The sequence below is a fragment of the Pandoraea soli genome (assembly GCF_902459595.1).
Classification (GTDB): Bacteria; Pseudomonadota; Gammaproteobacteria; order Burkholderiales; family Burkholderiaceae; genus Pandoraea; species Pandoraea cepalis.
In genome coordinates, this window is sequence record NZ_CABPSG010000002.1 from 16013 (window position 1) to 28615 (window position 12603).

The 12603-nt window shown below is 64.0% G+C and carries 10 protein-coding genes; all 10 read left to right on the forward strand.

The annotated features are described in order from the left end of the window. Nucleotides 1-8 precede the first annotated feature (8 nt). The 10 genes from mraY to lpxC all read left to right on the forward strand — a co-directional run bounded on the left by mraY (nt 9) and on the right by lpxC (nt 12515). Complete coding sequence (gene mraY, locus PSO31014_RS04030) at nt 9-1178, forward strand: phospho-N-acetylmuramoyl-pentapeptide-transferase (protein WP_017234757.1); 1170 nt, start codon at nt 9-11, stop codon at nt 1176-1178. Between the two features lie 160 nt (nt 1179-1338). Next, nucleotides 1339-2865 carry a UDP-N-acetylmuramoyl-L-alanine--D-glutamate ligase gene (gene murD, locus PSO31014_RS04035; RefSeq protein WP_150550455.1) on the forward strand — a complete coding sequence of 509 codons (1527 nt, stop codon included), beginning with the start codon at nt 1339-1341 and terminating at the stop codon, nt 2863-2865. Further along, nucleotides 2862-4130, forward strand: coding sequence for a putative lipid II flippase FtsW (ftsW, locus tag PSO31014_RS04040; RefSeq protein WP_150550456.1), 1269 nt, complete (start codon nt 2862-2864; stop codon nt 4128-4130). Before murD ends, ftsW begins: the two co-directional genes overlap by 4 nt. Continuing rightward, on the forward strand, nt 4127-5230 hold the full coding sequence (murG, locus tag PSO31014_RS04045) for an undecaprenyldiphospho-muramoylpentapeptide beta-N-acetylglucosaminyltransferase (protein ID WP_150550457.1): 1104 nt from the start codon (nt 4127-4129) through the stop codon (nt 5228-5230). Before ftsW ends, murG begins: the two co-directional genes overlap by 4 nt. A 1-nt stretch (nt 5231) precedes the next feature. Next, entirely contained in the window at nt 5232-6641 is a 1410-nt protein-coding gene (gene murC / locus PSO31014_RS04050; protein WP_150550458.1) for a UDP-N-acetylmuramate--L-alanine ligase, read from the forward strand. A 1-nt stretch (nt 6642) separates the two neighbouring features. Beyond that, nucleotides 6643-7626, forward strand: coding sequence for a D-alanine--D-alanine ligase (locus PSO31014_RS04055; RefSeq protein WP_150550459.1), 984 nt, complete (start codon nt 6643-6645; stop codon nt 7624-7626). A gap of 47 nt (nt 7627-7673) precedes the next feature. Beyond that, nucleotides 7674-8510 (forward strand): cell division protein FtsQ/DivIB, encoded by an 837-nt coding sequence (locus tag PSO31014_RS04060; protein WP_150550460.1) that lies wholly within the window; start codon nt 7674-7676, stop codon nt 8508-8510. Between the two features lie 22 nt (nt 8511-8532). Further along, nucleotides 8533-9765: a cell division protein FtsA gene (ftsA, locus tag PSO31014_RS04065; RefSeq protein WP_017234751.1), complete on the forward strand. Its 1233-nt coding sequence runs from the start codon at nt 8533-8535 to the stop codon at nt 9763-9765. A gap of 106 nt (nt 9766-9871) precedes the next feature. Beyond that, nucleotides 9872-11062: a cell division protein FtsZ gene (ftsZ, locus tag PSO31014_RS04070; protein ID WP_017234750.1), complete on the forward strand. Its 1191-nt coding sequence runs from the start codon at nt 9872-9874 to the stop codon at nt 11060-11062. 538 nt (nt 11063-11600) lie between these two features. After that, nucleotides 11601-12515: a UDP-3-O-acyl-N-acetylglucosamine deacetylase gene (lpxC, locus tag PSO31014_RS04075; RefSeq protein ID WP_017234749.1), complete on the forward strand. Its 915-nt coding sequence runs from the start codon at nt 11601-11603 to the stop codon at nt 12513-12515. Nucleotides 12516-12603 lie beyond the last annotated feature (88 nt).

Genomic DNA, 12603 nt, shown 5'->3' on the forward strand with positions numbered 1-12603 from the left:
TTGATGGAATGTTGCTGACGTTGGCGCAATGGCTGCAAGCGGATGCGAGCTATTTGCGCGTGTTCAACTACCTGACGTTTCGGGCCGTGATGGCAAGCCTCACGGCGCTGGTGATCGGCCTCGCGTTCGGGCCGATGGTCATCCGCAAGCTCGCCGAAATGAAGGTGGGCCAGGCGGTGCGTACCGATGGCCCGCAGACTCACCTTGTGAAGTCGGGCACGCCCACGATGGGCGGTGTGCTGATTCTCATCGGCATCACGGTCGCCACGCTGCTGTGGGCGGACCTGAGCAACCGCTTCATCTGGATCGTACTGACGGTCACGCTGGGCTTCGGCATCATCGGCTGGATCGACGATTACCGGAAGGTCGTCTACAAGGACCCCCGCGGCATGTCGTCGCGCGAGAAGTACTTCTGGCAATCGATCATCGGCCTGTTCGCGGCGATCTATCTGGCGTTCTCCGTGTCGGAGACGAGCAATCTGAAGGTCTTCGAGCTGTTCATCAGCTGGGTGCGTAACGGCTTCCCGCTCGATCTGCCCCCGAAGGCCGACTTCATCGTGCCGTTCTTCAAGACGATGAGCTATCCGCTGGGCGTGTTCGGTTTCATTGCGCTTACGTACTTCGTCATCGTCGGCTCGTCCAACGCGGTGAACCTCACCGACGGTCTCGACGGTCTCGTCATCATGCCGGTTGTGCTGGTCGGCGCGGCCCTCGGCGTGTTCGCGTATGTGATGGGTAACGTCGTGTACTCGAAATACCTGCTGTTTCCGCACATTCCCGGCGCGGGCGAATTGCTCGTGTTCTGTTCTGCGATGTCGGGCGCGGGGCTTGCGTTCCTCTGGTTCAACACACACCCGGCCCAGGTGTTCATGGGCGACGTGGGGGCACTGGCGCTCGGCGGTGCGCTCGGCACGGTGGCCGTGATCGTGCGTCAGGAAGTCGTGCTCTTCGTGATGGGGGGCGTGTTCGTGGTGGAGACGTTGTCGGTGATGTTGCAGGTGACGTGGTTCAAGTACACGAAACGGCGCTTCGGGGAAGGGCGACGCATCTTCAAGATGGCGCCGCTGCACCACCACTTCGAATTGTCGGGATGGAAGGAAACGCAGGTGGTGGTTCGCTTCTGGATCATCACGTTGATGCTGGTGCTGATCGGTCTGTCGACGCTGAAGCTGCGCTGACGAGGCCAAGGCCTGCGGAACGGCGACCTTGTGAAATGACAATGTCGCCTTTTCGCAAAGCGGACTCAAGGTTAGGTCGCTCGTGCCGATAGCGGAATATCGGTGTCGTTGAGGCGATGCATTCGTCGGTGGTTTGAATCGATAAAAGGGAAAGAGCGACGTGTTCGGCGAGAAGTTTGGTGAATCCTGGCAACCGCGTGTCCTGATCCTGGGTCTGGGAGAGTCCGGCCTGGCGATGGCACGTTGGTGCGCGCGTTACGGCTGCCGTGTGCGCGCGGCCGACACGCGCTTTGCGTCGTCGGAGACACCGCCGAATGTTCTTACCTTGCGTGCCGACGCTGCGCAGGCCGAGTTCGTCGGCGGTGCATTCGGGGCTCAGGTCGACGCGTTGCTCGCCGACATCGAGCTGATCGGTATCAGCCCAGGCCTCTCGCCGCTCGCCGCCGATGTGGCGGCGCTGTTGACGGTGGCGGCCGAGCGCGGCATTCCGGTGTGGGGCGAGATCGAATTTTTCGCGCAGGCGCTGCGCCACATGCACGCGACGAGCGGCTACGCGCCCAAGGTGCTGGCCATAACCGGCACGAACGGCAAGACGACGACAACGAGTCTGACGGGGCTGCTGTGCCGTCGCGCCGGCAAGCGCACGGCGGTCGCGGGCAATATCAGCCCGACGGCGCTCGACCGTCTGAGCGAATGCATTGCCGACGCCACATTGCCCGATGTCTGGGTGCTCGAACTTTCCAGCTTTCAGCTCGAGGCCACGCATTCGCTTGCGCCCGATGCGGCCGCGATTCTCAATATCACGCAGGACCATCTGGACTGGCATGGCGATATGGACGCCTATGCCAATGCCAAGGCGCGCATTTTCGGCCCGCAGACCGTTCGCGTGCTCAACCGCGACGATGCTCGCGTGATGGGCTTCGCCACGCCCGAGGCCAATGTCGTGACCTTCGGCACCGGCAAGCCCGAGGCCGTGGGCGACTTCGGACTGGAGATGGAGGGCGGCATGTCGTGGCTGGTCGAGGGCTTCTCGCGCGACGACGCCCCGCCGGCGCCGAAGCGCCGCAAGGCCGGTGCCGTGGAGGCTGCGGTCGAGGTGATCGGCAAACGCCTCATGCCCGCCGACGCGCTGCGCATCCGAGGTCAGCACAATGCCGCCAACGCGCTGGCGGCGCTCGCGCTCACGCGCGCCATCGACCTGCCGATGGCCAAGCTCTTGCACGGCTTGCGCGAATATCCGGGCGAGCCGCATCGCGTGCAGCTCGTCGGCGCGATCAACGAAGTCGAGTATTACGACGACAGCAAGGGCACCAACGTGGGCGCGACGGTCGCGGCCATCAACGGCCTGCAAAAGACGTTGCTGCTGATCGTCGGCGGCGACGGCAAGGGGCAGGACTTCTCGCCGCTGGCCAACCCCGTGGCGCATCACGCGCGCGCCGTGTTGCTGATCGGCCGCGACGCGCCGCGGCTGCGCGAAGCGCTGGCCGACACGGGCGTCGATCTGATCGATGCCCCGACGCTCGAAGCCGCCACGCGAGACGCTGCGAAGCTGGCCCAGCCGGGCGACGCGGTGCTGCTCTCGCCGGCCTGCGCGAGCTTCGACATGTTCCGCAACTACGAGCATCGCGCGCAAGTGTTTCGCGACACCGTGGTTGATCTGGCCGCCGACGCGGGGGTGATGCTATGAACCGTATCAAGTCGTTCTTCAGCAAGAAGCGTCAGGCCGGCTTCGCCGGGGCAGGTGCGGCGGCCGCTCCGGGCGCCGCGACGCATGCCGCGAGCCGTACGCTCGGCAGCATCAAGCCGACCCGCTCGCGCATGCTCGAATACGATCACGCGCTCGTCTGGGTGGTGATTTCGCTGCTGTCGCTGGGGCTGGTGATGGTGTACTCGGCATCGGTCGCGCTGCCGGACTCGCCCAAGTACAGCGGATACACGACCTACCACTTTCTCGTGCGTCACATTGTCTCGCTGACGATCGGACTGGTCGCGGCCCTCATTACGCTGCGTATTCCGGTCAAGACACTCGACAAGCTCGCGCCCAAGGTCTTCCTGCTGGCGCTGATGTTGCTCGTGATCGTGCTGATCCCGCACCTGGGCAAGGGCGTGAACGGTTCGAAGCGCTGGATTCCGTTCGGCGTGCTCAATATGCAGCCGTCGGAAATCATGAAGCTCGCGGTCACGCTGTACGCCGCGAACTACACCGTTCGCAAGCAGGAATTCATGCAGAGTTTCCGCAAGGGCTTCTTGCCGATGGGCATCGCCGTTGTGTTCGTCGGCATGTTGCTGCTGCTCGAGCCGGACATGGGCGCCTTCATGGTGGTCGCGGCCATCGCGATGGGCGTGCTGTTCCTCGGCGGGGTGAACGGTCGCCTGTTCGGCGGGCTGGCGCTCACGGCCGTAGGCACGTTCTCCATGCTGATCTGGTTGTCGCCATGGCGTCGCGAGCGGATTTTCGCGTATCTCGATCCGTGGCGCGAGGACTACGCGCTGGGCAAGGCTTACCAGCTTACGCATTCGCTCATCGCGTTCGGACGCGGTGAATGGACTGGCGTGGGGCTGGGCGGGAGCATCGAGAAACTGCACTACCTGCCCGAAGCGCACACCGACTTCATCCTCGCGGTGATCGGCGAAGAGTTCGGCTTCGTGGGCGTGCTGATCGTCATTCTGCTCTTTTACTGGATGGTGCGCCGCGCGTTCGAGATCGGGCGCCAGGCACTGGCGCTCGAACGCACGTTCGCCGGCTTGCTCGCGAAGGGCGTGGGCGTGTGGCTCGCATCGCAGACCTTCATCAACATGGGCGTGAATCTGGGCCTGCTGCCGACCAAGGGTCTCACGCTGCCGCTGGTCAGCTACGGCGGCTCGGGCATCTTGCTCAACTGTGTGGCCGTGGCGATTCTGCTGCGGGTCGATTACGAGAACCGCGTGTTGATGCGGGGAGGAAAGGTATGACCGAGCGCGCCACCGCGATGCCGGCCCCGGAAACGAAGACGCGCACGCTGCTGGTCATGGCCGGCGGCACGGGCGGTCACGTCTTCCCGGGGCTCGCGGTTGCCAACTTCCTGCGTGTGCAGGGGTGGCGCGTGGTGTGGCTTGGGAATGCGGCCGGCATGGAAGCGACGCTCGTGCCGAAGTACGACATTCCGATGGCGTTCGTGAAGTTCGGTGGCCTGCGCGGCAAGGGTCCGATGACCAAGGTGCTGTTGCCGCTCAATCTGCTGCGCGCGTTTTGGCAGAGCCTCCGGGCGATCCGTCGCGTGAAGCCGAACGTGGTGCTCGGGATGGGGGGCTACATCACGTTCCCGGCGGGCATGATGGCGTCGCTGCTGGGGCGTCCGCTCGTGCTGCACGAGCAGAATTCGGTGGCCGGCATGGCGAACAAGGTGCTCGCGCGCGTGGCCGACAAGGTGTTGCTCGCGTTCCCCGACACCATCGCCGGCGGCGAATGGGTCGGCAATCCGATCCGTGCCGACTTCGACGAGATGGTGCCGCCGGCCGAGCGCTACCGCGCGCGCACCGGGCCGCTGCGCATTCTGGTGGTGGGCGGCAGCCTGGGCGCGACGGTGCTCAACGAGATCGTGCCCAAGGCGCTGGCGAAGCTGGCGCGCGACGCGCGTCCCCAGGTCACGCATCAGGCGGGCGTCAAGCATATTCAGACGCTGCAGGCGAACTACGCGGCGGCGGGAGTGACGGTCGATGCCGTGCCGTTCATCGACGACATGGTCGCGGCTTACGCGGCGGCGGATCTGGTGATCTGTCGGGCGGGCGCGATGACGGTGGCCGAAGTCGCGGCGGCCGGCGTGGCGGCGTTGTTCGTGCCATTCCCGCATGCCGTCGACGACCATCAGACAACCAATGCGCGTTTCCTCGCCGACAAGGGCGCGGCAACGCTGATCGACCAGCGCGAGCTGTCGGTCGAGACCCTGGCCGAGTGGCTGCGCCGTCAGACGCGCGAATCGCTGCTCGCGATGGGAGAGAAAGCCAGGGCGCTCGCCAAGCCGGACGCCACCGAACAAGTGGCGCGCGTGTGCGCGGCTCTGGCCAAGGATTGAAATGAAACACATCGTCAAACACATTCACTTCGTCGGCATCGGCGGCTCCGGCATGAGCGGTATTGCCGAGGTGTTGCTCAACCTGGGGTACCAGGTGAGCGGCTCCGATCTCGGCGACAACCCGGTGACGCAGCGCCTTGTCAGCCTTGGCGCGCGCGTCGCCCGAGGCCATGCGGCCGAGCATATCGAAGGCGCGGACGCCATCGTCGTGTCCACCGCCATCACGGCGGACAATCCGGAAGTCCTCGCGGGTCGTGCCCGCCAGATCCCCATCGTGCCGCGCGCGCTGATGCTCGCCGAACTCATGCGCCTGAAGCAGGGCATCGCCATCGCCGGCACGCACGGCAAGACAACCACGACGAGTCTCGTGGCGAGCGTGCTTGCGCAGGGCGGGCTTGATCCGACGTTCGTGATTGGCGGTCGTCTGAACAGCGCCGGCGCGAACGCCAAGCTCGGCACGGGCGACTTCATCGTGGTCGAGGCCGACGAATCGGACGCCTCGTTCCTGAATCTGAATCCGGTCATTGAAGTCATCACCAACATCGATGCCGATCACATGGACACCTACGGACACGACTTCGCGCGTCTGAAGCAGTCGTTCGTGGCTTTCACGCAGCGCTTGCCGTTCTACGGTATCGCCGTGCTGTGCGTGGACGATTCGAACGTGCGCGAGATCCTGCCGTTCGTCTCCAAGCCGATCGTGCGTTACGGCCTGTCGGACGACGCGCAGGTGCGCGCCATCGATGTGCGTGCGGACGCCGGCCAGATGCGCTTCACCGTGCTGCGCCGGTTCGGCGCTGGTGCCGCACCGCTCGACATCACGCTGAACCTGCCGGGCGAGCACAACGTGCGCAACGCGCTGGCGGCGATTGCGATCGCGACCGAACTGGAAGTACCCGATCACGCGATCCAGCAAGCGCTGGCCGAATTCAATGGCGTGGGCCGGCGCTTCCAGCGCTATGGCGACATTGCGCTGCCGAAGTCGAGCGGCGGCGGCACGTTCACATTGATCGACGACTACGGACATCACCCGGTCGAGATGGCGGCGACGCTTGCTGCCGCGCGAGGTGCTTTCCCGGGACGTCGCATTGTGCTGGCCTTCCAGCCGCATCGATACACGCGCACGCGCGATTGCTTCGAAGACTTCGTGATGGTGTTGTCCGACGCCGACGCCGTGGTGCTCGGCGAAGTCTATTCGGCCGGGGAGGCCCCCATCGTGGCGGCCGACGGTCGCGCACTGTCGCGCGCCCTGCGCGTGGCGGGCAAGGTGGAACCGGTTTTCGTGGAAGACGTTGCGCAACTGCCCGACGCCATTCTGCAAGTCGCCCGGGCGGGCGACGTCGTGATCACCATGGGTGCCGGCTCCATCGGCGCGGTGCCCGGCAAGTTGCAAGTTCAGCAAGGAGTTTGAAGTGAGTGCTTTCGATCCGAAACGTTTCGGCAAGGTGGGCGTCCTGATGGGCGGGCGCTCGGCCGAGCGTCAGATCTCGCTGATTTCGGGCAATGGCGTGCTCGAAGCCCTGCGCTCGCGCGGGGTGAACGCGCATGCGTTCGATACCGGCATGCACGACCTCGCGGCGCTCGCCGCGCAGAAGTTCGACCGGGTGTTCATCGCGCTGCATGGCCGCTATGGCGAAGACGGCACGCTGCAAGGCGCGCTCGAACATATGGGGGTTCCGTACACCGGCAGCGGCGTGTTGGCCTCCGCGCTGGCGATGGACAAGGAGATGACCAAGCGCGTGTGGATCAACGAAGGGCTGCCGACGCCGCGCTTCGCGATGCTGAGCTCCGACAGCGACTTCGATGCCGTGGCCCGCGATCTCGGCCTGCCGCTCATCGTCAAGCCGTCGCGTGAAGGCTCGACCATTGGTCTGACGAAGGTCACCGAGGCGTCGCAACTGAAGGCGGCCTTCGAGAAGGCCGTCGCCCTGGATCCGGACGTCCTCGCCGAAGAATTCATCGATGGCGACGAGCTGACCGTGCCGGTGCTTGGCGTGGGCACGAAGGGCGCGGCGGCCGCGCGTGCGCTGCCGGTGATCCGCATCGTGGCGCCGGACGCGAACTACGACTACCAGAACAAGTATTTCAAGGACGACACCCGCTACGAATGCCCGCCGCCGCTCTCGGTGTCGTTGCAGGAGGAGGTGCAGCGCCTGGTGCTGCGCGCCTATCTCGTGCTGGGCTGTCGTGGCTGGGCGCGCGCCGACGTGATGCTGCGCAAGCGTGACAACAAGCCGTTCCTGCTGGAGATCAATACTTCGCCGGGCATGACGGGCCATTCGCTGGTGCCGATGTCGGCGCGCGCGGCGGGTCTGTCGTACGAAGACCTGGTTGTCGAAATCCTGGCCACCGCGACGCTCGATCTGCATCCGAACGCGCAGTGGAAACCCGAGTAAAACCTTGAACGCGTTGAAGAACGCCCCGATACGGAAAGCAAATCGCCATGTGGCAAAACGTACGCCTGCTCAACGCCATCGCGAGTGCGCTCGTCGCACTCGTCGTGCTGGCGGCGCTCGCTGCGGGCGGCCATTGGCTGATTCAGCGGCCGATCTTCACGCTGACGGCGGTGCAGATCGATGGGGACGTGTCTCACATCAACGGTCCGACCTTGCGCGCGAATGCCGTCTCGCGCCTGAAGGGCAATTTTTTCACGATCGATCTGGACGCCACGCGAGCGGCGTTCGAGGCCGTGCCGTGGGTGCGCCATGCAAGCGTGCGACGTGTGTGGCCGAACCGGCTCTCGGTGACGATCGAGGAATACAAGCCGCTGGCCACGTGGAACGATGGCCGTCTGGTGAGTGTGGACGGCGAGCTGTTCGCGGCGAATCTGGCCGAAGCCGAGGACGACGGCAAGCTGCCCGAGTTCGCCGGCCCGCCGGGCAGCGAAAAGGATGTGACGGCGCGGTACTACGACTTCGTGAGGTGGTTCGCGCCGCTGAAAATGAAACCCGAAGCGGTCGCGCTGTCGAATCGTTACGCATGGAGCGTACGGCTCTCCGGGGGAGTGCAACTGGCGCTGGGACGGGAGCGAACCGCCGAATCCCTCGCCACACGCAGCAGGCGTTTCGTACAAGCGTATCCGCAAGTAGCGGCACGCTGGGGAAACCAGATCGAGTATGCCGATCTGCGCTACCCGAACGGTTTTGCAGTGCGTGCAGCCGGCATGCGTTTCTTGAGCGAAGAACAGGCCAAGAAGCTTGCCGCGGCACCGGTGCAAAAGCGGGATTCGCAAAAGCCGGCAGTTGCGCAACCTGCCGCGCGGCAGAAGCGAAGCCAGTGAGACTTCAGGACTTACACACGCTATGAGCAAAGATTACAAGGATCTGTTGGTCGCCCTCGATATCGGCACGTCGAAAGTCGTGGCGGTGGTGGCCGAACTGCGCCCTGAAGGCCGCTATGAAGTGATTGGCCTCGGCCAGAGCGAATCGCGCGGGCTGAAAAAAGGTGTCGTGGTGAACATTGAAGCCACGGTGCAGTCCATTCAGCGTGCACTCGAAGAAGCCGAGCTGATGGCCGACTGCAAGATCACCAACGTGTTCACGGGCATTGCCGGCAGCCACATTCGCAGCTTCAATTCGAGCGGCATGGTGGCGATCAAGGACAAGGAGGTGACGCAGGCCGACGTGGCGCGCGTCATCGAGACGGCCAAGGCGATCAACATCCCCACTGACCAGCAGGTGCTGCATATCCTCACGCAGGAATTCATCATCGACGGTCAGGAAGACGTGCGCGAGCCGATCGGCATGAGCGGCATCCGGCTTGAAGTGAAGGTGCATATCGTGACCGGCGCCGTCTCGGCGGCGCAGAACATCGTGAAGTGCGTGCGCCGGTGCGGCCTCGAAGTGAACGACCTGATTCTGCAACCGCTCGCGTCGAGCATTTCGGTGCTCACGGAAGACGAGAAGGAACTGGGCGTGGTGCTGATCGACATCGGCGGCGGCACGACCGATATCGCGATCTTCAGCGAGGGCGCGATTCGTCACACGGCCGTGATTCCGATCGCGGGCGATCAGATCACGAGCGACATCGCGATGGCGGTGCGCACGCCGACGCCGGATGCGGAAGACATCAAGATTCAGCACGGCATCGCCAAGCAGTCGCTGGCCGATCCGGACGAAATGATCGAAGTGCCGGGGCTGGGCGAGCGCGGTCCGCGCACGCTCTCGCGTCAGGCGCTGGCGGCGGTGATCGAGCCGCGCGTCGAAGAACTGTTCTCGCTGGTGCAGCAGGTGGTGCGCGAGTCGGGGTACGAAGAACTGCTGTCCTCGGGCATCGTGCTCACCGGCGGCGCGGCGATGATGCCGGGCATGGTCGAGCTGGGCGAGGACATCTTCCTCAAGCCGGTGCGCATTGGCGTGCCGGAGTATGCCGGCGGTCTGGCCGACGTGGTGCGCAGTCCGCGCTACGCGACCGCGATGGGCCTGCTGCTCGAAGGACGTTCCCAACGCATGCGCGGGCGCAAGGTCGCGGTGCAGTCGGGGCAAGCGAATCAGGTCTGGTCGCGCATGCGCGACTGGTTCTTCAGCAATTTTTAAGGGTGTTTTTTGAGGGGTGTGGATTCGGCGTTGAAAACACGTGTGGCTTACCCGAGCTGCCCGTGACCCGCAATACCGGATCTGCTTTTATATCACTGGAGGCGCTATGAACTTTGAAATGTTGGAAACGGAAACCAACGGCACCATCATCAAGGTGGTGGGTGTTGGTGGCGCTGGCGGCAATGCCGTCCAGCACATGATCAACCGGGGTGTGCAGGGCGTGGACTTCATCGCCATGAACACCGACGCTCAGGCACTCGGCCGCTCGCAGGCCAGCGTGAGCATCCAGCTCGGCAAGACGGGTCTGGGCGCAGGCGCCAAGCCGGAGATGGGACGTGCGGCGGCTGAGGAAGCCCGTGAGCGCGTGGCCGACGCCCTGCGTGGCGCGCACATGGTGTTCATCACCGCTGGCATGGGCGGCGGCACCGGCACGGGCGCGGCACCGGTGGTGGCGCAGATTGCCAAGGAAATGGGCATTCTGACCGTTGGCGTGGTGTCGAAGCCGTTCGAGTTCGAGGGCGGCAAGCGCATGCGCGTGGCCGAGACGGGCGCGCAGGAACTGGAAGACAACGTCGACTCGCTGATCGTGGTGCTCAACGACAAGCTCTTCGAAGTCATGGGCGACGACGCGGAGATGGACAAGTGCTTCCAGTGCGCCGACGACGTGCTGCATAACGCCGTGGCCGGCATTGCCGAAATCATCAACGTCGACGGTCTGGTGAACGTCGACTTTGAAGACGTGAAGACGGTGATGGGCGAACAAGGCAAGGCCATGATGGGGACGGCGACGGTGGCAGGTGTCGATCGTGCGCGTCTGGCGGCCGAGCAAGCCGTGGCGAGCCCGCTGCTCGAGGGCGTGGACTTGTCGGGTGCGCGCGGCGTGCTGGTCAACATCACGGCATCGCGTTCGCTGCGTCTGTCGGAAACGCGTGAAGTGATGAATACCATCAAGAGCTACGCCGCCGAAGACGCGACCGTGATTTTCGGTACGGTCTACGACGACAAGATGGGCGATGCGCTGCGCGTGACCGTCGTGGCAACCGGCCTGGGCCGTGCTGTCGCGAAGAAGGCTGCCGCACCGATGACGTTGCTCAAGACCGGTACCGACAATATGCCGATCGCTACCGGCCACGTGCCGAATGTCGGTCAGGCGGGGGGTACGGATTACGGCGCGCTCGATACGCCGGCCGTGTGGCGCAGCACGCGCGAGACTGCGGCGTCGCACGTTGCCGCATTGCAGGAAAAGGGTGTCGACACGTACGACATTCCGGCCTTCCTGCGCAAGCAAGCCGACTGACAGGGTCGCGCGCGGACCAGGTGCCAGTGCCTGGTGCCGCCGCACCTTGGGAATCGCGAGGCCTATGCAGGTCGTCGTGAGGATTCGTCGTCGCTCCAACGACCATGCCGTGTGGCGTGGGGATGGCGCGCCGCAGTACGAGTCCGCATGACGATACGGCGAGGTTGTGAAGACGCGAGATGCCGTATGGCTGCGACAACCAGCGTCGCAAGCGGTGTCCACGCTTCATAGGTCACGAACGTTACGGGTAAGCGTTCGGATCCCTGACCCGGTCTCGCGAATCTGTCCCCCGACCGCTGCGGCATGCCTCCGTCGCGGTGGTCGGGGTGTCCCGACGATGGGTGATGTCCGGGCTTCGGCCTGACGTCGATTTCTGAAACGGCCTATTTCGTGTCGCGATATCGGTGTGGACGAGTCGATGCGGCAGAATTCGGAATGTTTAGTAACGAAACGTTGCGTTTGTGGCACAGCGATGAAGGCTTCCATCTGGTATAATTACATCTATGATCATTAGCGTCTGATAGTTTAAATAAATAGCATGCTCAAGCAGCGCACTCTCAAATCCATCGCCAAGACAGTCGGCATCGGCTTGCACTCCGGTCGCAAGGTCGAGCTGTCGCTGCGTCCGGCGCCGCCCAACACGGGCATCGTCTTTTGCCGTACCGATCTGAATCCTCCTGTAGAGATTCCGGCGTCGGCGATGGCGATTGGCGACACGCGTCTTGCGTCGGTGTTGCAGAAAGAGGGAGCGCGGGTGTCCACCGTGGAGCACCTGATGTCGGCATGCGCGGGGCTGGGTATCGACAATCTGTATGTCGATGTGACGGCCGAAGAAATTCCGATCATGGACGGCAGCGCAGCAACGTTCGTCTTCCTGATTCAGTCGGCCGGCATCGAAGAGCAGGCGGCCGCCAAGAAATTCATTCGTGTGACGAAGCCAATCGAGATTCGCGAAGGCGACAAGTTCGCCCGTCTCGAGCCGTACGAAGGTTTCAAGCTCAAGTTCACCATCGATTTTCGTCACCCGGCGGTGGATCGCACCGGGCAGGCGCTGGAGATCGACTTTGCCGATACGTCCTACGCGAAGGAGATTGCGCGCGCCCGTACGTTCGGCTTTGCGCATGAGGTCGAGATGCTGCGTGAACTGGGCCTGGCGCGCGGCGGCAGCATGGACAACGCCATCGTGCTCGACGAGTACCGCATCCTGAACAACGATGGTCTGCGTTACGACGACGAGTTCGTGAAGCACAAGATGCTCGACGCCATCGGCGACCTGTACGTGATTGGACATCCGCTGCTGGCGTCTTACACGGCGTACAAGTCGGGGCATGGCCTGAACAACCAGCTCTTGCGCGAGCTTCTCGCACAAGAAGCCTACGAGATTGTCACGTTCGAGCACGCCGAAGACGCACCGCGCGGCTTCCAGTTCGAGCCACAGACACAGTTCGCGTAAATCACGCAGGACGCATGACGCGCCGGCGGGTGCGGCGCGGATGTAACAAAACGAAAGCGCCGACTCTGCGGCGCTTTTTTATTTGACG